Below are 19196 nucleotides of genomic sequence, written 5' to 3' on the forward strand. Positions count from 1 at the left end.
TACAAATATAGATATTATTATTAGTTTTACATTTTAATCATGATTCTTAATGAAGAAAATTCTATTCCTTTTTGGTACTCGTCCAGAAGCAATTAAAATGTGTCCTTTAGTTAAAACTTTCTCTTTGGATTCTAACTTTAAAGTCAAAGTTGGAGTTACTGCCCAACATCGAGAAATGCTAGATCAGGTTTTGGATTTTTTTAAAATTAAAGTAGACTATGATCTAAACATAATGAAGCCAAATCAGAGCTTGCATGAACTAACAGCAAGCTTGATTTTAAAGATAACAGAAGAAATTCTTTATAAAGAGGAATTCGATTATGTTTTTGTTCAGGGCGATACAACAACCGTATTAGCTGGAGCTTTAGCTTCTTTTTACAAGAAAATTAAAATTGTCCATATTGAAGCGGGTCTAAGAAGTTCAGATATTTATTCGCCATTTCCAGAGGAAATGAATAGGGTTTTGACTTCTAAAATTGCTTATTATCATTTTTGTCCCACGCAAACTTCTGCAGAAAACTTATTTAAGGAGAACATTAATGATAATGTTTTTGTAGTAGGAAACACTGTAATTGATGCTTTATTATTAGGTCTAGAAGAAATTAAAAATTCTTCAAAAAAAGATTTGATTGAAAAATATGAAAACATTGATTTTTCTAAAAAAAATCATCTTAGTAACTTGTCACAGACGGGAGAATTTTGGAAAACCTTTTGAAGAAATTTGCGATGCTTTATTAGAAATTGCAGATTCATTTAAATATGATGTTCAAATTATATATCCTGTTCATTTAAATCCTAATATCAAAGAAATTGCACACGCAAAATTAATCAGAGAAAATATTAGATTAATTGCTCCTCTAGATTATCCTGATTTAATTTGGATGATGAATAATTCTAATATCATCTTAACTGATTCTGGTGGAATTCAAGAAGAGGCTCCAAGTTTAGGAAAACCCGTTTTAGTGTTGAGGGAAGTAACCGAACGAATGGAGGGGGTTGATGCAGGAACGGCAATACTTGTTGGTTCAAAAAAAGAAAAAATAGTTACTGAAACTTCAAAACTTTTGACTGATAGCTCTTATTATTCGAAAATATCAAAAGCCGTAAATCCTTATGGTGATGGTACTACTAGTGAGAAAATAAAAGAAATTATTTTAACTCATGGACATTAGTCTTCAATAAATACTCTCTCATTGCTATAATCAGTCCTATTATTATTGATTTGTTATCTAATTTAAAATATACACCCATAAAAACCCAAGTTGATAAAATTAGAAATACAGCGGTTCCCATTAATAACATATTTATATTATTAATTATTGGATATTCACTTCTTTTTTGTTTGTAAAGTAGATATAAAAATACAATCAATAATAGAACTCCGAGTAATCCTGATTTCAAAAATATAGTCATAAATCCATTATGAGCAACAGCAAAATGAGTAATTATTGAACCATCTGTTGTATATATTTTTTGACCTATTTTTACTGTAGAGCCTATTCCCTTTCCAAAAACGATTGCTCTAGTACCTTCCGCTGAGACTCTCTTAACTGTAGTTATATTTTCGAATGATCGATAGTTATCATTAAAATCTTTCCAGTCATCTTTATTAATTTTTGTTTTAAAAGCTTCTTCCGGAGCTATTTTAATTTTATACATCAGCGCCTCAATTCCTTTTCCATTTCTCTTGGGATTTGAATAATATATTGTACTATAACTTAACAAAACGGCAATAACCGTAAAACTTAGCACTTTTACTGATTTTCTTGTAAGTACGTAATAACCTTTTATACCAAGTATTAAGATGGCTAGTTGTAGAAAATTTGTTCTCGCTAAATACATAAAAACAGAAAAGCCAATTACAAGCAGGTATACTGTCCTTGTCTTTTTATCTATTTCAATATTGAATTTACTACTAAAAAGCAGTAATACAAAAACGTATACTTCATAGTCGCTAAAAAAACCTGCTTCATATCTAATTAAATTCATATCAACACTTTGATATTTGATGAAAGCTGCAAATATTAAAATTATATGTATTGCTGAAAGTATTAATCCTGCATTTATAAAAACATCAAAATTTTTACTTTTAAATTTATCGAAAATCTGATATCCAACTAATAAACCTAAAATGGGTTTTAATAGATATGTAAAGTCTTTGATGACCGAAAACGTTGGATATTCGTAAAATAATGTTGATAATGTTGCTGTTATTAGGACAACTGAAAAAAGGCCTATAAAATTAACTATCGTTGTAGAATATTTTTTTTTTAACGTTACCAGTACAGTAAATAACCATATTAAAAAGGTAACTTCATAATTTGGAAAAAATGAAGATACTATGCAAAGGATATATAAAAAACTATAAAAATTAATTTTCATTGTTTGCTATCTTTTTGAAAAACTGTTTGGTAATATAAATAAACAAATACTACTTCTGATAAAAAAACAGAGACTATAACTCCTGATAAATCAAAGAATTTAGAAAACAGTAAAATTGTAACCAAATTAAAGATGGTTACAAAAATTGTAATCTTAAAATAAATTTTATTGTTATGGAAGCCAAACATTAATTGTTCTAATGATAACGAAAAAACCATTGCTATTGGTATAATTAATGCCATTTGAAAGGTTCTTTGCAAATGCTCCATCACATTGACTTCTACTCGAAAAAAAAACAATACATTTTGACTAAAGAAAAACAATATCAAAGCGGAAAAAAAAACTCCAGAGAACAAAACTGCTACATATCTTTTCCAATACGTTATCGCTTCCTGTTTATTCTCAATTAATCTAAAACACAATTGTGGGTAAAAAAACTTAAGAAAAACTTGCGAAAATGTCCTGTAAAGAGATATAACCTGATCAACAATTTTATATTGTCCCGCTAAAGTAAAACCAAAAAAGTAACCTACGATAAAAAGTGGGGAAAGCTGTCTAATGGATAAGAATAATTGCGAAATACAAAGTGAGGAATCATTCTTTAATGTTTCAAAAATCAGATTAAAATCTACTGGCAATAACTTGAAATTATTTTTTCTAAATATGAAAATCAAGCCTACAATGTTGACAATTAAAGAACTTAAGCCTAGAAATAAATTTACATATATATAATCATCGACAACTTTAATAGTGGCAAAAATTAAAATGACATAAATAACTTTTGAACATGCATTCACAACACTTGATATATAAAAGTTTTCTAATCCTTGAAGAAACCAAACAGGATTAAAAACTTGAGCAAATACAATCATTAAAGAGAATGAAAATAATTTTATTTCATTATGGAAGTAGGGAAAGAGAAACACACATACGGCAGCTATAGTGGCTGAAATAATAAATAAAAAAAATTTGGTATAGAGTGTTGATACTAATTCGTGTTCTAATTGTTCTGGATTATTTCTGGATTCTGAAATTTTTTTTATTCCCTTAATATCAAATCCATAATCCACAATCAAAATGAAAAATAAGGCAAATGAAAAAGCAATTCCAATTTTTCCGAATCCATCCAAATTACAAACATATATTAAATAGGGTGCAATTAAAACAGGGGTTACTAAATTAAAAGCTTGGCCTAATCCATAGACAAGGAATTTGTTACTAAATTTTCCAAAAACTTTTTTAATTAGCATTCTTTAGGAGGTTATATCCAAAAATGAATCATTACGGGTTTAGGTTCTTCTCCATGTATTCCCTTTACAATATAATTATATTCTGGAACGAAACTTTTAATTAAAGAGATAATTTCTGTTGGATTGTTCTGTTTATGATAGGTTGTTATGGCAATTTTAGGTCTGTTTTTAGTAATTGTTTCCTTAGCTCCTTGCAACATTTCATATTCAAAACCTTCAATGTCAGCTTTTAAATAGGTTATTTTATTTTGTCCAATTAAAGTATCAATAGTTTCTACATCAATGCTTCTGTTGGAAGTACTATTGCTTGAAATTTGTCCGTCTAACGAATCCTCATTGAAGAAAACTTTATCTTTCTTGGCTCCTACTGCTACATTAAAAATGGTTGTCTTCTCAATATCCTGTTCGAATGTTTTCAAAAGAGATTTGAAGAAATACTGACTTGGCTCAATCATATAAACATGAGTGCACTTGTCTACAACTGCCAAAGGGAATAAACCCTCTGCAGTTCCAATATCTAGAAGAATATCACCTTTGTCAATTGTGGTTTTTTCATGCTGATAATAATGCCAATCTTTTGTGTCAAAAGTTTCCGAAGTAACCTGATAAATGCCTGATATAGAAAATTTTTTAGGCCAATATAGATCCCTGCTTAAATTATGAAAAGTTACTTTATAATATTCATCAATAGATTCAATACTTTGGATAAATGTTTTTGCAATAGTATCAACTTTTGGTTTGGCTAAAAATTTTAATAATTCAATAAAGCCAATATTGTTTTTAGTATGAAATAACCAATAAAATATAATTCTTATTCTTCTCATTATGTATCGAAATTAAAGATGTAAGACACCTCTTTTTATAAAATCAAAAGTAACTAAAAAAAAATACCTCATTGGGTAATGAGGTGTTTTTTTACAATATTCTATATTTTTACCTATATATTTTTTCAAGCTCAAGTTTTAAATTTTTCCTGAGTTAACAACTGGATCATAAATGCCATTGGTGTCTTTCTTTGTTAAAACTTCTCCTGTTGCTTTATATTTGATTTCAATCGAATTATTAGGAATAAAATAGGTTTCAAAAATCTAGATGGATTTATATCAATTTTTTTATCTAAATATTCTATTTTCATTCATTTTAAATTATTGACTATAGAAAAAAGACAGCCTTAATCATCATAAAAAAATTAAATTTTTCCCTTATGGCAAATTTCATTTCTTTCTTTTAAAATAAAAAGCCACATTTTATTGTGGCTGTATATTACTTTATAAGTTTTTGAATTTCATTAAACAGTGGTAAGTCTGAATAGAAAAGCGGGTCATATATGCCACTTGACATTTTCATTGGTTTAATTAATCCCGCAACACCGTTTTCAACTTTAATGCTTTGATTTGGAACAAAATAATTAAAATATAAGCTTCCTTTAGCTTCAAATTTTTTGTCCATATAACTCATAGTGAAATTATTAATTGTAATTTCTTTTTGATTGCTATTTGTTCCAAAATCCATTCTTATATAAGTAGGAATAACATCTTCCGGGAAAGTAAATACAATATCTTGAGCACTAGTATTACCTTTCACATCCACCCAAATTGAATTTTCCTCTTGATAAGGAGCTGAATGACCTGGCACACCAAAAGCTTCTTCTGTATAATATAGCTGAAAACTATCATTTTCGTTTACAACCGCATTCAAAATTACTTTGAAATTCTTGTCGACTTCTTCAGTCTTTACAGCATCTAGTGATTTTTCATCTTTACAGCTAATTGTCAAACTAGCCAGTGCCATCAATGTTATAAAAAAACGTGTTTTCATAATTAAGATATTTTTGGCAAAAATATGTATTTATGTTAAACTAAAAAATTATTTCCTATAAAAATCTCCTCTTGAAAAATATTTTTCTACAAAGCAATTTACTAATATAAATAAGTTGCCGCTTCTTAGTTCTTTGATCTTTAGTTTCGATTCCTTCATCCTTTCATTTATTGTTGAATACACATTTTATTTCAATACATTTGCTACAGATAAATAATTCAAAATGAAAAAAGAGCATCAACAATTATTTTTATACATTTTTTCTATTCTTGTTGCAATAATTACCTATGGCTTTGCACTTACAAATTTTAGTTTAACTGTTGATAGTGAAATGCCTGCTTGGGATCCCAATCCTTTAAATTTAGGGCGTTGGGGACATTATTTTCTGCGGTTTTATGTATTTAATGGTTTACTCCCTTATTATACCTTGTTGTTTGGACTTATCTTTCTTGGAATTACAGCTGTTGAAATAACCAAGATTTTAAACATAAAAGGTATTTATACGTATATATTCTGTTTGTTGTTTTTAAGTTTTCCACAACACGCCTATCAGCTTGTTTTCACAATGCAGGCAGACGCTGTTCCTCTTGGATATTTTCTTGGAACAATGAGTATCAGCTTGTTTTTAAAACAATCTAAAATTGGATGGGTAAAAATCCTTTTTAATGTTTTTTCAGTTTTATTTCTTGCGAGTACATTTGCTATGAACCAAGCGTTGATACTTGTTCCTTTTGTACTATATATGCTTTATTTTTTTGTACAAATCAACAATTCTGAAACAGATGTTAAAAAAGAATTTAAAAAAGCATTATCTTTTGCGGGTTGCTTTGCAATATCAGTATTGGTGTATCTATTAAGCGTTAAAATATTTGTGAACTCTGAAAACAGTGCGTATTTTTTAAATAGTTATGCAAGTGGAAACACATCTAATCCATTTATCGATTTCTTCAAAATATTAGCAGATAACATAACTGGTAATTTATATTATGGTGAGAAACCATACATTTTGGTCTTACTGGGGCTTCTTATAAGTTTAATTTTGTTTGTAAAAGAGAAGAAAAATGCATGGCTAAAAAGTTTGATTTTTGTTGTGCTTCTCATTGTCCCTTTTACAATGTCCTTTTTTATCAGAAGTGGCTGGCATCCACCACGTATTTATGTGAGTTCTCCTTTGGTTTTTGTCTTTGTGGTAGTTTTTGTGTTGCAAAAAATACCAAAACAGTATTACAATCAAGTGCTTTTTGCAAGCATGTTACTTTTTTTATGGAATAGCTATTATGTAACTAATTTGTTTTATACGCAAAACAAGATTTTTAAACACGATCTCGAAATCGCCAAAGATATTAGTCGTAAAATCAATTCACTTGAGGGATTTAATGCTGAAAGCGATTTCGTTTACTTCTACGGAGGATTGCCAATGAGTAATCACGAGAAATTAATATTGCCAAAATCTGAAGTTTTTGAAAGTTCTATTTTTCGTTGGGATAATGGGAATAATTGGCGAATTTTTAACTTTTTTGCATTCAATGACATCTTGTATTATCGTTTTTTAGATAACGAAGAATCATTTAACAAAATAAAAGATAGTTTACAAACAATGCCAGTTTATCCACTAAATGGCTCTGTGAAAAAGATAGAAAATGTAGTAGTCATAAAATTAAACAATGAGAGAGGTGCCTCTTTAGCTGAGTGGGAAAAATAACTTATTGTTTTTCTTGTTATTCATCGGTTTCGCTTTGAATTATTTTATCAACAATAAATAAAGGTCTGTTTTTAACTTGATTGTAGATTCTCAATACATATAGCCAATTAATCCTAAAGAAATCAACTAGACACCACTAAATAAAATTATAGCCAAAAAAGTAGCAGAAAAACCCTGCGGTACGTCATTATAATATATTTTTCTATAAATGTTATAAGAAAGTAGATTAAAGAAAAAACAATGGTGATAAAACCTAAACGTGCAATAATCCTTACTGGAAAATCACTAAAATTAAAAATCCCATCAAACGCTAGTTAAACAATTTAGTCCAGCTGTATTTAGTTTCTCCTGCTTGACGTTCGTCCCTGTCATACTCAAAAGCAATTTGCTTGAAACCAACCCAAGCTCTCATCCCTCTTAGATATCGGCTTTGTTCAGGCATTTTTGATATTATCAACTACCCTTCTGCTGAACATTGAAAAGTCACCACTGTCGATCGGTATTCGGTATGTTGATATTCAAAATATTACCTTTTAAAAATAATTTAATATTGGTGATAGACAGGACTAACTGGAAATTTGGCGAGAAAACATCAACATTTTAATGCTCGGGGTTAGCTATAGAAATGTTACTTTCCCATTGATGTTCAAAATGCTTGACAGAATGAGGTAACTCTCATAATCAAGAAAGAGTTGAACTCATAAAACAACATGTTGACTGGTTTGGACAAGATACAATTGATTGTATTTTGACCGATAGGGAATTTGTTGGAGAGAAATGGTTAGAATTCTTGAATGATGAACAAATAAGATATTATATTAGAAATAATTTCAAGACCTATTCTTATCAAAAAAACAAAGAAATTCCATCCTTCTGGTTGTTCAATAATTTAAAAAATTAGAGAATTTTATCACTATCCAAGAATTGTAGAAATGCATGGGTAAAGATGTTATCTTTCTGGGAAAAAGCCATTGACAGAGATGGAAAAATGTAGTTTTTAATCATTGTTTCGTTCAATAAACCAGAAAAATCAATGGAATATTACAAACATAGATGGCAAATTGAAACACTTTCTAAAGGATTTAAAAAGTAGTGGATTCAATATTGAAAATACTCATGTTACTGATTTAGAAAGATTAACAAAATTATTTTCATTAACCATGATTGCCTTTGTTTGGTGTTACAAAATTGGAGATTATATGGATGAAAATATCCGAAAAACAACAATAAAAAAGCATGGCAGAAGAGCAGTAAGTGAGTTCAAATATAGGTGAGACTATTTGTCAAAATATCTAATAACCGGATTTATGTCATTGGATATTAATCTATCCTGTTTTTTGTCATATACTTAATCTTTTTAATTAAAAATATAATTACTTTTACCAAATATATACATCATTTAAAATAATGACTCACAAAAAAATTTCAATTATCGTACCTGTTTATAATTCTGAAACTTTTTTGAATATTTTGGTTGAGGCTATTGATATTGAAAAAAAAAGAAACAATTGGAATTTAGAATTAATTTTAATAGACGACGGAAGTAAGGATTTAAGTTTTAACAAAATTAAAGAGCTAGCTGACTCCTATTCTTATATAAAAGGGATCAAACTCTCCAGAAATTTTGGCCATCAAATTGCCGTAAAAACTGGTCTTACACATTGCTCTGGTGATTACGTCGCTATTATTGATGATGACTTGCAAGATCCTCCAAGCCTACTTCCACACTTTTTTTCATTTTTGGATTCAGGATATGATGTTGCCTACGGTGTTAGGAAGAAAAGAAAAGAATCTTTTTTAAAAAAATTAAGTTATTCTTCTTTCTATAAGATTTTAAAAAAAATAAGCAATACAGAAATTCAGATAGATAGTGGCGATTTTTGTGTAATGAAAAAAATAGTGGTTGAGAATATGTTAAAGGTTCAAGAAAAAAAATCCATTTCTTAGAGGAATAAGGGCTTGGCTTGGATTTAAGCAAATTGGTGTTGAATATGAAAGGCATGCAAGAATTCAAGGAGAATCAGGCTACACCTTAAAGAAGTTATTAAAGATAGCTAAAGATGGTATTTTTTCATTTTCAAATGTACCTATCCGCTTAATTACATTTATGGGCACGGCTGGATTAATTTTTGCTGTGGTGTATTCGATTTATATTCTTTATGAATCAATTTTTAATTTGATTCCTGTCAAAGGCTATGCTTCACTGACTATAATAATTTCATTTTTTAGTTCTTTGATATTAATTTGTTTAGGTATAATAGGCGAATATATTGTTCGTATTTATGACGAAGTTAGAGACAGGCCTTTTTCTGTTATTGAAGAATCTATAAACTTACTGTAATGAACATAGGTATTGTTGGATGTAATGGATTTATTGGAAAGCATTTAAGTGTAGATCTATCGCAAAATAAAAATATTTCCCTAAAATTGTTTGGTAGATCTGACACCAATAATACTACTGCTGAAGCCCCTTATTTTAGTTTTAATATTGAAAATACTGCTGATATTATTAAAAATTTTGAGGGTCTTGATCTTATTTATTATTTAGCGTCTGACTCAATTCCTATTACAAGTTGGGAAAATCCTAAAATAGAAATAGAAAAAAATCTTTTGCCTTTTCTAGATTTTTTAGAATTAGCAAATAAGTCTAATGTTAAAAAAGTGGTTTTCATATCGAGTGCTGGTACTATTTATGGTTGCTCAAGTGAGAGCTTAAATGAAAATGCAAATAAGTCTCCATTTTCTCCATATGGTATAAACAAGTTAACAATGGAGTACTATTTGAATTATCATCAAGAAAAAAACAATCTTCAATTTGATATCTTTAGAGTTTCAAATATTTACGGGGAAAATCAGCAAACAAATAAAGGCCTAGGAATTATTAATACTTTTTTAGAAAACATAGTACATAAAAAAGATATAAAAGTATACGGTAATGGAGAAGCAATAAGAAATTACATTTACATTAAGGATGTTGTCCGTTTCATAAAAACTTCCATTGAAACCGATTTATCTGTATCAAGCATTTACAATCTTTGTTCAAATGATAATTTAAGCATAAACCAACTATTAAAACTTATAAAGTCAACCGTATCAGAAGATTATAAAATAATTTATATTGAACAAAGGAATAGTGACAATCCTTTTATCGCATTAGATAATTCGAAAATTAAATTAAAATTTCCCTTGATTCAATTTACATCAATGACCGAAGGAATCGAAAGATGCTATATTCACATCAAAAACACAATCAAAGTATAAATTTTAGCGAGAGTAGAGTTAAATAAACCATTAAGGACACAAGGATATTTATGCCAAGCTCACAAATTTGTGTCGTCTTGTAAAGACCATTTGTGGTCATTGTGGTTTATCTACAATATTCATACACCCGAGACAGATAGTATTTTACCAATAAACTTTTAACTATAACCGAGCAATTAGGCAGACTAAATCAATTTTCTGTCCCAGAGACTTACTTCAACCCCAAAAACCTCTTTAATCTTACTTTTATCCAAAACACTGTAACCAGGTCGTTTGGCAGGCGTTGGATAACTTGAGCTAGGAATTGCCTGTAAATCTATTTCCATTTTATTAATTTCAAATATTTTTTTAGCAAAATCATACCACGAACATTGTCCTTCGTTGCTGAAGTTGAAGATTCCAAAGTTATCGGTTGTAGGTTGTAGGTTGTAGGCTAGTATAATTTTCATTAAGGCTTCCGCCAAATCTACAGCGTTTGTTGGAGTTCCTATTTGGTCGTTAACTACTGAAAGTGAATCTCTTTCAGCACCCAACCTCAACATCGTTTTCATGAAATTATTTCCAAATTGAGAATACACCCAAGAAGTCCTGATAATAAAATGTTTTTCCCAAATCTTTTGGATCGCTTTTTCTCCATCCAATTTTGTTTGTCCATAAACTCCTGTTGGATTTGGAAGATCTTCTTCGGTATAAGGTTTTGATGCCTTTCCGTCAAAAACAAAATCGGTAGAGATATGAAGCAAAATGGTATCAAACTCTTTGCAAACCTTCACCAAATTTGCCGCTCCTGTCACGTTTATTAAATGTGCTTTTTCAGGTTCGCTTTCGGCTTTGTCAACTGCTGTGTAAGCTGCTGTATTGATACAAAAATCGGGTTTTGTTTCGGCAAAAATGTTTTTGCAATTCTCTAAATCGGTGATATTTAATTCCCCTGAAGTATAAAAATGAAACTCGATTTCAGGATAATTTGGAGCTATAAATTGCAACGATTGTCCCAATTGGCCCGAAGCTCCTGTTACTATAACTACCATGCTTTCTTCGCGTTTTCGAGGGTTGGTAAAATTTGGTCTTTCTCTGAAATGATCAATTCATCACCTTTAAAGTGCCATTCGATATTGAGAGCTGGATCATTAAAAATAATTCCGCCTTCGGATTCCTTGTTATAGAAATTATCGCATTTATAGAAAAAAGTAGCCGTTTCACTCAACACCAAAAATCCATGTGCAAAACCTCTTGGAACAAAAAATTGCTTTTGATTTTCTCCTGAAAGCAAAATGGCAACATGTTGTCCAAATGTTTCAGAATCTGGACGAATATCAACTGCAACATCCAAAACTTCGCCCGATAAAACCCGAACTAATTTTGCTTGAGCATGTTCGCCTGTTTGATAATGTAACCCTCTCAAAACGCCTTTTGACGAAAAAGATTGGTTGTCTTGCACAAAATGAATTTCCTGACCAATTCCTTCCTGAAAACGCTTCTCATTGAAGCTTTCCATGAAGTAGCCTCTTTCGTCTTGTATTATTTTGGGTTCGAGGATAAAACATCCTTTTAGTTTTGTTTCTATAAAATTCATAGTTGTTCGAATTCAATGGCAATTTCAAAAATCAATTTCAATGTTAAAAACTTGAAAGCTGAAATTTTAAAAATTATATGATGCTTAGCAAATGCTTTCCGTAGCCGCTTTTTAATAATGGTTCGGCTAATTTCTTCAACTGTTCACTATCAATGAAACCCATCTTGAAAGCGGCTTCTTCGATAGAACCAATTTTTAGTCCTTGTCGTTCTTCGATGACCTGAACAAATTGTGAGGCTTGCATCAAGGAATTGAATGTTCCGGTGTCAAACCAAGCGGTTCCGCGATCGAGAATGCTCACTTTTAGTTTTCCTCTTCTCAAATATTCTTTATTGACATCGGTAATTTCAATTTCACCCCTGTTGCTTGGCTTTATATTTACTGCAATTTCTACAACGTCATTATCGTAGAAATAGATTCCTGGAACGGCATAATTTGACTTTGGTACAAGCGGTTTTTCTTCAATAGAAAGCACTTTACCGTTTTCGTCGAAATCTACCACGCCATAACGTTCTGGGTCGTGAACATGGTAGGCATAAATTATTCCGCCATCGGGGTCATTATTTGCTTGGAGCAAATCAGAAAGACCTGTTCCATAAAAAATATTATCCCCTAAAACCAAGGCCACTTTATCATTTCCTATAAACTCCTTTCCAATTATAAAAGCTTCGGCAAGACCATTTGGATGTTCCTGAACTGCATATTCAAAACGACATCCCAATCGTGTTCCATCTCCTAACAATTGCCTGAAAAGGGGTAAATCATGAGGCGTTGAAATAATAAGTATTTCGCGAATTCCCGACCAAATCAAAGACGACAAAGGATAATAAATCATTGGTTTGTCATAAATGGGCATCAATTGTTTGCTAACCGCTAATGTAAGTGGATGCAAACGCGTTCCTGAACCTCCTGCTAAAATAATTCCTTTCATACTATCTTAGTTTGCTGCTTTTTCTTTATATCTTGCCGATTGTGTTTTGTAAAATCCTAAAAATAACTTTCCGCAAATAAATAGAAATATTAAAAATAGCGGTAAAATTAGTTTGCTAGAGGATGCTTTCTCCATATTAGTTATCACACTAATATCCTTAATGATTTTTTGGTAGTTGACCAATTGAACTCGGTTATTACCTTGTTCGCTCACAAGATTATATTTAGCCTGTAACACCTCATCAATCTGAGTGTTTTCATTATAGTAGACCAAATTACCACTCCTTTGAGTATTGTTAACATTACCTGCAAAACTATTCAGAACGTCATTGATTTGATTCAACGTTTGGTCATTATACTGGATTTTGATCTTAACATTCTCGACCACATTTTTTTGGATCACTTTGAAATATTCGCTATCATTGAGGCTATTTAACAGCGGCTGAATGGTGTTTTCATCTGTTGCTACTCCTTTAGTAGAAAATGTAATACTATGATAAGTATAATTCTTACTGGTAATTTTGTCCTTCAAGACCTTATCTATGCTTCCGTCATCGGCCATCAACTTTAATAGATCAAAATTTTCCTCCCTGTCTCTAATAAAGTTGTAGGGATCTACAATTGGCTCGATTTCTAATTTAGATATCTTCTTTGGATATTTTAAGCCTAAATTTTTCAAGAAAGTCGTATCGCCTTCCTTAATTTTTGAATTGATTAAATTAATTTTTGCATACAAATAGTCAGCACTTCCAAAATTAGGAATCACAATGATTTCATGGTCATAGGACTTTTTAGTCTTGTCTAAATAATAACCTAAAGCAACACCAATTATAAAAAGCAGTACAATGATGATCGCATTTTTGATAAAAAAGTGGATGCAATTAAAAATAAAACCACCCAAATTCTGAAAACCTTGATTGATTTTTCTAGAAATCTGTGACAAGTCAATTTCTTGATCTTCTGAAGTATGCCTTGGAGTTGTACTCATTATAACTTAATTATTTTACGTTAAAAATTTGTTCTAATATTTTAATGGTAATTAAATAGGTCGGTTTTACACCTGTTGTTCCCAATCCGCCCGAAGCCAGTGTACTTCCTGTTTCCAGAGGATTATCCGAAGCATAATAGGCATATCTCACCTTCACATCTGGATTGATACTTTTTCTAATTCGCGAAGCCGATTGAATGGCTTTTTGATAATAAGCTCCCTCCATTTCAAGTCCGATAACACCCCAAGTCGAATCGTGAAAAAACTTCAATAAGTCTTTATTTTGCAACGAAGTTCCTAAAACCGTAACCATAGGTCCTGCAAAAACAGCAATGTCATTTCCTTCAAACATATCGGCTGTCAATTCATTATCAAACCAATAATTATCAGCTGTTCCTTCGTTGATATGGGCCGATGGAATCATGATGTCTCCCTTTCCTCCTTCTAAAATTCCAGCTTTTCCCATGATGGAAACCGAAACCACATTCAACAACACTTTCTTGTCTTTGGATTCTTTATAAGGCTTCAACAACTCATCAACAGTTTCATAAGCTTGTTCTCCAAACGCATAATCCATCACAATTATTACTGGCATATTTTCGCCTGGTTGTGCCTTTGGAAAAGCCGATTTCTTCCAATCGATTTTCGCTGTGTCAAAAATCTGAACATCGATGTTAGTTCCAGATGTGTCGGGTAGCGAAATCATACCGTGTTGTTTGGCAAATTCTTCTACCTTGTCCCGAACTTCATTGGCTCCAGCCTTGCTTAATTCTTCAAAAATAAAGAAATCTGATTTATCCTTAAATTTTGTTTTCAAAACATGTGTCGCAAAAATCGAATTCATCACACTGTGCATGTTGGCACTGATAATATGAATGGGGCGGTTGAGCAAATCATTGTCACGCAACACTTCCTTGATATTGGTTGCCCAAATTTCTCCATGGATATGATGCCCCAATCGTTCTCTCAAAATTGGACTGAACGTGATGGTTCTTTTTTTGTTTTCCAAAACCTCTTCCAATGCCAATTTCCCCAGCCAATAAATGACGTGCAAGAAACGATCTGGTTTTTCTGCCGTTCCAAAAGCATCATAAATATCCAATATCTCAATAAAACTTCTTCCTAAAATATTAGAAACATGTGAAATTGCTTTTTCCTTATCGTTTTGGGATAATTTTTTAGATTGGGTTACCACTTCTTCCAGCTTTTCCCAATCACGTGTTACTTCTCCATTTTCATCGAGCAAAACACTGTCTTTGATTTTATGGGATTCGATGAAAATAAAGGTCAAATGCGTCAAGATATCATAAATGTCCGAACGTCCTCTCGTGATTTCAACGTTCATTTGTTCATCGTCAATGCGGTAACAATTTCTTTTTCTTTTCGGAGGAACTATTGCCTTGAAATGCGATTTCGAATAGCCTTCATCCGAAGTTAGATTGATAAATCGACATTCCTCAATTCCAACAGGAAGTCGTTCAATAACATATAAAAGTCCGTTTAATTCAACTTTTTCTTCGGCAATCGTTCCATAAATTTCTGGTCTCAATTGCACTAACGATTCACGAAGTGTGTCACCCGAAACTCCCATTGGTTTATAGAATCCTCTATTAAACAAATGACGCATCGTGATGTAAAGTCGCTCAATCGCTGCCGATGATTCTTGAGCTCTGGAGCGTGTAATGTTTTTAATTTCTTTCATTCTTATTCTTTTCTAACCCACAAATGTAGGTTTTTTATTTTTATTTTGTTAAAATAGGATCTGGTACGTGAATATATCAATCTAATTTAACTAAGATATTTACACACTAATTCCACAAATTTACACGAAAACTCAGCTGTTAAAATTCCACGAATTTACTAAAGTCAAAAAAAATCAGGTTTAAATTGTTTTTATGTTTCTATTAATTCGTGACAATTGGTGAAATTCGTGTCTTCTTCAATCCGTTAATATTAAATTTATATTCGGTTCATAAACGCTCCGAGTTGTGGAATACGGATTCAATTCTTCTTTTGTAAGCTTAATCCATCTTCCTCCAGAATAACTAAACAAATAGTCTCTTTCAACGGAATTATAAAGCACTAATGGCGAATAGGTTATTTGTTTTTTGGTCGTGTTGGAATTATAATCCGTGATGGCTTTTTCTAATTTATTCTTTTCGATAATCAATTTTTCGAAGGCAACAAAGATTCCATTTTCGGGCATTTGGATATTGAATTCACTGATATCAACCTTGTGTTTAAAAATCCCTTTTTGCAGTGTCACGATATAATTTTTGCTTAATAATTCTTCGCCTGGAAATCCATCTTCATCCACTTCATACAGATGCAACTTTATGGTGGCATCTTCTACTTTGCTATCGGTCAATATGGTTACTTTCTGGATCCATTTGGTTTTTTTATATTCTTTTTGATACGGGAAAAATTTCGCATCCATTCTCGGACCGTTGTCAAAAGCTTCCTGGATGACGCTTTTGGTCTTGCCGATTTCAAGCTGTCTTTTCTCCTTTTTATTGGTGATAACTACCTCTCCAAGTTCTAAAGCCGAAGGCGACAAACTCACCAATTTTGCCTCCGAAACTTTCACTACTTTTCGCTCATATCCCAAAACCGAAAAAACCAAATTCTTCTTCTGGTCATTGGTATTGATTGTGAATTCACCATTTTCTTCGGCCGTTGTGCCAATGTTTTCATTTTCGACCCAAACGCTAACGTAAGCGATTGGTTGACCTGTGATGCTGTCTTTTATAATGCCTTTGGTTTGTGCATGCGAAAAATAAAAAATAAAAAAAATAAAAATCACTTTCATTTAGTTGCCGATTGTAATGTTAACTGATGGTACTAAATATTTATTATGATATTTTTTCATCAGTATATTTCCAAAACTGTTGGGGTTTTGTATTGTGGTGATTGTAGATTTTTGCCATTTATTATCAATTCGTTTATGCCACCCAACAGCTTCTTTAATTGGAACTAATGGAATATCTGGCTCATAACTCATCCATTTTCTTGTTGTTTTATTACCATTTTCGTCCTTAAAAGTAGATTCTTCATAATACTTATTCTGTTCTAATTTTAATTTTTCAAAAACAATAAAAAAACCGTTTTTTGGAATTGCGATTTTCCTTGCTGATAAATCAATAACATTTTTTACATTTCCTTTTTTTACCTCTACGATAATTTCTTCTGATAAGATCCTTTCGCTAGGCGAACCGTCTTCATTACTTTCAACAAGATAAACCCGAATAACGGCATTTTTATTTTTGGATAGTGTTTTGAACTTCAACTCCTTAATAAAAGGATAACTCTCTCTTTCTTCTTCAGAAAAATTGAAATAAATTCCGTCAACAAAATAATTCATATGATACCTAAAACCACCAGACTCATAATATCCCAATTCCTTTTTTTGCTGAACTGGATTTTTCTTTATGACAACTTCGTCAAGATGTATCGGAACCAATTTCAAGACAACTTTCTCCGCTTCTGTGGCTTTTATTGTTTTGGTTTCAAATCCTAATGCTGAAAAAATTAAGTTTTTCTCCTGATCCTTAATTTCTAAACTAAAATGACCATTTTCTTCTGTGGTGGTGACAATATTTCCATTTTCGATCCAAATATTTACATACGGAATTGGCTTATTATTTTCATCCACAACTAAGCCTTTCGTCTGCGAAAAACCTAAAAAACCCATCAAAAGAAACACTATGAACAATCTTGTGTCTTGTTTCTTGCCTCTTGTTTCTTTCATCTTTTCTCTAATTCATCCACAATTTTTCGATCGTTACTTAACCTCGGAATTTTATTTTGTCCGCCTAATTTTCCTATCGATTTCATATAATTTTGAAAACCGTTTTGGGCAACTCTTGAGATAACAAGTTTTCGCAACACCTTCCCTACGATCAAATCGTCATAGTAGATGTTTTGTTTTCGCATCGCGTTGTCTATCGCTTCCGCAAAATGCTCTAAGTTGTCTGGTTCTCCCGAAGTTTCAGTATCAAATTCTATGAACCATTCATGGTACGGAAGCCCTTCGCTTGGAGCGATTTGTGGAGCAACGGTAAATTCGTTGACACGGATGTTCGTTCCTTCCATCGCTTCGTTCAAGGCTTCCTCTACTTCTTTCCCAATGACGTGTTCGCCAAAAGCCGAAATATAATGCTTGATTCTTCCCGAAACAATCACACGATAGGGTTTCAAGGATGTAAATTGAACCGTGTCGCCAATGTTGTAGCCCCAAAGTCCGGCATTGGTCGAAATGATCAATACATAATTCACTCCCAATTCTACTTCGCCAATCGTATATCGCTTCGCATTTTCTTGAAAAAATTCATCCGATTTTATAAATTCATAAAAGATTCCTGCCTTCAAAAGCAGCAACATTCCCTTTTCTTTTTGTGAATCTTGGTAGGCAAAAAATCCTTCTGAAGCCGGAAAAAGTTCAATCGAATCGACTTTTCTTCCGATAAGGTTTTCAAATTTCGCCCGATACGGTTCATAATTCACACCGCCATATATAAACAGATTGAAGTTCTTGAAGATTTCGCCAACCGGCTTATTCGCTTTTTCTTTCAGTTTTTCAAAATACATCTGAACCCAAGAAGGAATTCCAGAAATTACTGCCATATCTTCGTTGATGGTTTCTTCGACAATGGCATCTACTTTGGTTTCCCAATCTTCGATGCAATTGGTTTCCCAACTTGGCATTCGGTTTTTTTGCAAGTATTTCGGGACAAAATGAGCTACGATTCCCGACAAGCGTCCGAATTGAATTCCGTTTTTTTCTTCCAAAATAGGGCTTCCTTGGAGGAAAATCATCTTGCCTGAAACAAAATCGGCGTTTCCGGTTTCGTGAATGTAAAGCAGAATAGCGTTTCGGGCTGCTTGGATGTGAAACGGCATCGACTCTTTGGTTAGCGGAATATATTTTGCTCCAGAAGTAGTTCCAGAAGTTTTGGCAAAATAGAGTGGTTTTCCTTTCCAGAGAATATCGGGTTCGCCTTTCACTACTTTTTCGATGTAGGGTTTCAGGTCTTCATAATCGCGAACAGGAACTTTTTTTGCAAAATCTTCGTAGGTTTTAATCGTATCAAAATGATGGTCCTTGCCAAACTGTGTGTTTTTCGCTTGACGGATCAAATCCTTGAACACTTTCTGTTGGGTAGCAACAGGATCATTAGCCCATTTTTGGGTTTTATCATATATCTTTTTTGCAAAAATCTTGGCGGCGATGTTTTTTATTTTCATTTTTTTTGAGCGTTGTTTGGGTTAGCCCCGATAATAGCGGCATCC

General features: G+C 31.9%; 19 protein-coding genes. 6 read left to right on the forward strand and 13 right to left on the reverse strand.

Annotated elements, in window-relative coordinates:
- The first annotated feature begins 49 nt into the window (after positions 1 to 49).
- Both wecB and G508_RS20530 read left to right on the forward strand, forming a co-directional pair.
- Entirely contained in the window at positions 50 to 715 is a 666-nt protein-coding gene (gene wecB, locus G508_RS20525; RefSeq protein ID WP_342662943.1) for a non-hydrolyzing UDP-N-acetylglucosamine 2-epimerase, read from the forward strand.
- Positions 639 to 1172 (forward strand): UDP-N-acetyl glucosamine 2-epimerase, encoded by a 534-nt coding sequence (locus G508_RS20530; protein WP_342662944.1) that lies wholly within the window; start codon positions 639 to 641, stop codon positions 1170 to 1172. Before wecB ends, G508_RS20530 begins: the two co-directional genes overlap by 77 nt.
- On the opposite strand, the gene G508_RS0102155 is transcribed toward G508_RS20530, so the two are convergent.
- The 4 genes from G508_RS0102155 to G508_RS0102175 form a co-directional block, all read right to left on the reverse strand.
- Positions 1150 to 2382, reverse strand: a complete 1233-nt coding sequence (locus G508_RS0102155) for a hypothetical protein (protein ID WP_026703783.1) — start codon at positions 2380 to 2382, stop codon at positions 1150 to 1152. The two genes, G508_RS20530 and G508_RS0102155, sit on opposite strands and share 23 nt — an antisense overlap.
- Positions 2379 to 3632 (reverse strand): lipopolysaccharide biosynthesis protein, encoded by a 1254-nt coding sequence (locus G508_RS0102160; RefSeq protein WP_026703784.1) that lies wholly within the window; start codon positions 3630 to 3632, stop codon positions 2379 to 2381. The genes G508_RS0102155 and G508_RS0102160 overlap by 4 nt, the downstream gene beginning before the upstream one ends.
- An 11-nt stretch (positions 3633 to 3643) precedes the next feature.
- A complete protein-coding gene (locus tag G508_RS19375) occupies positions 3644 to 4456 on the reverse strand; it encodes an FkbM family methyltransferase (RefSeq protein WP_051197393.1) in 813 nt (270 codons plus the stop codon).
- Between the two features lie 439 nt (positions 4457 to 4895).
- The gene (locus G508_RS0102175) at positions 4896 to 5450 is read right to left on the reverse strand and encodes a hypothetical protein (RefSeq protein WP_026703785.1); all 555 of its coding nucleotides are present in this window, start codon (positions 5448 to 5450) and stop codon (positions 4896 to 4898) included.
- A 223-nt stretch (positions 5451 to 5673) separates the two neighbouring features.
- Between G508_RS0102175 and G508_RS0102180 the strand changes: the two genes are divergently transcribed.
- Positions 5674 to 7152, forward strand: coding sequence for a glucosyltransferase domain-containing protein (locus G508_RS0102180; protein WP_026703786.1), 1479 nt, complete (start codon positions 5674 to 5676; stop codon positions 7150 to 7152).
- 310 nt (positions 7153 to 7462) lie between these two features.
- On the opposite strand, the gene G508_RS20475 is transcribed toward G508_RS0102180, so the two are convergent.
- Positions 7463 to 7594 (reverse strand): hypothetical protein, encoded by a 132-nt coding sequence (locus G508_RS20475; RefSeq protein ID WP_281170201.1) that lies wholly within the window; start codon positions 7592 to 7594, stop codon positions 7463 to 7465.
- A 619-nt stretch (positions 7595 to 8213) separates the two neighbouring features.
- Between G508_RS20475 and G508_RS18440 the strand changes: the two genes are divergently transcribed.
- The 3 genes from G508_RS18440 (at position 8214) to G508_RS0102205 (ending at position 10413) form a co-directional block, all read left to right on the forward strand.
- The gene (locus G508_RS18440; protein ID WP_157485858.1) at positions 8214 to 8426 is read left to right on the forward strand and encodes a hypothetical protein; all 213 of its coding nucleotides are present in this window, start codon (positions 8214 to 8216) and stop codon (positions 8424 to 8426) included.
- A gap of 133 nt (positions 8427 to 8559) precedes the next feature.
- Positions 8560 to 9099, forward strand: coding sequence for a glycosyltransferase family 2 protein (locus G508_RS19380; RefSeq protein ID WP_051197397.1), 540 nt, complete (start codon positions 8560 to 8562; stop codon positions 9097 to 9099).
- A gap of 393 nt (positions 9100 to 9492) precedes the next feature.
- Complete coding sequence (locus G508_RS0102205) at positions 9493 to 10413, forward strand: NAD-dependent epimerase/dehydratase family protein (RefSeq protein ID WP_026703787.1); 921 nt, start codon at positions 9493 to 9495, stop codon at positions 10411 to 10413.
- A 185-nt stretch (positions 10414 to 10598) separates the two neighbouring features.
- On the opposite strand, the gene rfbD is transcribed toward G508_RS0102205, so the two are convergent.
- From rfbD to G508_RS0102245, 8 genes are all read right to left on the reverse strand, one after another.
- Entirely contained in the window at positions 10599 to 11444 is an 846-nt protein-coding gene (gene rfbD / locus G508_RS0102210; protein ID WP_026703788.1) for a dTDP-4-dehydrorhamnose reductase, read from the reverse strand.
- On the reverse strand, positions 11438 to 11989 hold the full coding sequence (gene rfbC, locus G508_RS0102215; RefSeq protein WP_026703789.1) for a dTDP-4-dehydrorhamnose 3,5-epimerase: 552 nt from the start codon (positions 11987 to 11989) through the stop codon (positions 11438 to 11440). The genes rfbD and rfbC overlap by 7 nt, the downstream gene beginning before the upstream one ends.
- A gap of 73 nt (positions 11990 to 12062) precedes the next feature.
- The gene (rfbA, locus tag G508_RS0102220) at positions 12063 to 12920 is read right to left on the reverse strand and encodes a glucose-1-phosphate thymidylyltransferase RfbA (protein ID WP_026703790.1); all 858 of its coding nucleotides are present in this window, start codon (positions 12918 to 12920) and stop codon (positions 12063 to 12065) included.
- A 6-nt stretch (positions 12921 to 12926) separates the two neighbouring features.
- Positions 12927 to 13907, reverse strand: a complete 981-nt coding sequence (locus tag G508_RS0102225; protein ID WP_026703791.1) for a hypothetical protein — start codon at positions 13905 to 13907, stop codon at positions 12927 to 12929.
- Positions 13908 to 13917: 10 nt separating this feature from the next.
- Positions 13918 to 15609: a DUF6909 family protein gene (locus G508_RS0102230; RefSeq protein ID WP_026703792.1), complete on the reverse strand. Its 1692-nt coding sequence runs from the start codon at positions 15607 to 15609 to the stop codon at positions 13918 to 13920.
- A gap of 237 nt (positions 15610 to 15846) precedes the next feature.
- A complete protein-coding gene (locus tag G508_RS0102235; RefSeq protein ID WP_026703793.1) occupies positions 15847 to 16716 on the reverse strand; it encodes a carboxypeptidase-like regulatory domain-containing protein in 870 nt (289 codons plus the stop codon).
- Positions 16717 to 17655: a carboxypeptidase-like regulatory domain-containing protein gene (locus G508_RS0102240; RefSeq protein WP_026703794.1), complete on the reverse strand. Its 939-nt coding sequence runs from the start codon at positions 17653 to 17655 to the stop codon at positions 16717 to 16719.
- Positions 17652 to 19151, reverse strand: a complete 1500-nt coding sequence (locus G508_RS0102245) for a GH3 auxin-responsive promoter family protein (RefSeq protein ID WP_026703795.1) — start codon at positions 19149 to 19151, stop codon at positions 17652 to 17654. Before G508_RS0102245 ends, G508_RS0102240 begins: the two co-directional genes overlap by 4 nt.
- Positions 19152 to 19196 lie beyond the last annotated feature (45 nt).

The organism is Flavobacterium soli DSM 19725, assembly GCF_000422705.1.
Lineage (GTDB): Bacteria > Bacteroidota > Bacteroidia > Flavobacteriales > Flavobacteriaceae > Flavobacterium > Flavobacterium soli.

What these genes read in the sequence shown, in the direction of transcription:
- wecB (WP_342662943.1), top strand. Translation starts at nt 50, where the DNA reads ATGAAGAAAATTCTATTCCTTTTTGGTACTCGTCCAGAAGCAATTAAA.
- G508_RS20530 (WP_342662944.1), top strand. Translation starts at nt 639, where the DNA reads ATGAAAACATTGATTTTTCTAAAAAAAATCATCTTAGTAACTTGTCAC.
- G508_RS0102155 (WP_026703783.1), bottom strand. Translation starts at nt 2,382, where the DNA reads ATGAAAATTAATTTTTATAGTTTTTTATATATCCTTTGCATAGTATCT.
- G508_RS0102160 (WP_026703784.1), bottom strand. Translation starts at nt 3,632, where the DNA reads ATGCTAATTAAAAAAGTTTTTGGAAAATTTAGTAACAAATTCCTTGTC.
- G508_RS19375 (WP_051197393.1), bottom strand. Translation starts at nt 4,456, where the DNA reads ATGAGAAGAATAAGAATTATATTTTATTGGTTATTTCATACTAAAAAC.
- G508_RS0102175 (WP_026703785.1), bottom strand. Translation starts at nt 5,450, where the DNA reads ATGAAAACACGTTTTTTTATAACATTGATGGCACTGGCTAGTTTGACA.
- G508_RS0102180 (WP_026703786.1), top strand. Translation starts at nt 5,674, where the DNA reads ATGAAAAAAGAGCATCAACAATTATTTTTATACATTTTTTCTATTCTT.
- G508_RS20475 (WP_281170201.1), bottom strand. Translation starts at nt 7,594, where the DNA reads ATGCCTGAACAAAGCCGATATCTAAGAGGGATGAGAGCTTGGGTTGGT.
- G508_RS19380 (WP_051197397.1), top strand. Translation starts at nt 8,560, where the DNA reads ATGACTCACAAAAAAATTTCAATTATCGTACCTGTTTATAATTCTGAA.
- G508_RS0102205 (WP_026703787.1), top strand. Translation starts at nt 9,493, where the DNA reads ATGAACATAGGTATTGTTGGATGTAATGGATTTATTGGAAAGCATTTA.
- rfbD (WP_026703788.1), bottom strand. Translation starts at nt 11,444, where the DNA reads ATGGTAGTTATAGTAACAGGAGCTTCGGGCCAATTGGGACAATCGTTG.
- rfbC (WP_026703789.1), bottom strand. Translation starts at nt 11,989, where the DNA reads ATGAATTTTATAGAAACAAAACTAAAAGGATGTTTTATCCTCGAACCC.
- rfbA (WP_026703790.1), bottom strand. Translation starts at nt 12,920, where the DNA reads ATGAAAGGAATTATTTTAGCAGGAGGTTCAGGAACGCGTTTGCATCCA.
- G508_RS0102225 (WP_026703791.1), bottom strand. Translation starts at nt 13,907, where the DNA reads ATGAGTACAACTCCAAGGCATACTTCAGAAGATCAAGAAATTGACTTG.
- G508_RS0102230 (WP_026703792.1), bottom strand. Translation starts at nt 15,609, where the DNA reads ATGAAAGAAATTAAAAACATTACACGCTCCAGAGCTCAAGAATCATCG.
- G508_RS0102235 (WP_026703793.1), bottom strand. Translation starts at nt 16,716, where the DNA reads ATGAAAGTGATTTTTATTTTTTTTATTTTTTATTTTTCGCATGCACAA.
- G508_RS0102240 (WP_026703794.1), bottom strand. Translation starts at nt 17,655, where the DNA reads ATGAAAGAAACAAGAGGCAAGAAACAAGACACAAGATTGTTCATAGTG.
- G508_RS0102245 (WP_026703795.1), bottom strand. Translation starts at nt 19,151, where the DNA reads ATGAAAATAAAAAACATCGCCGCCAAGATTTTTGCAAAAAAGATATAT.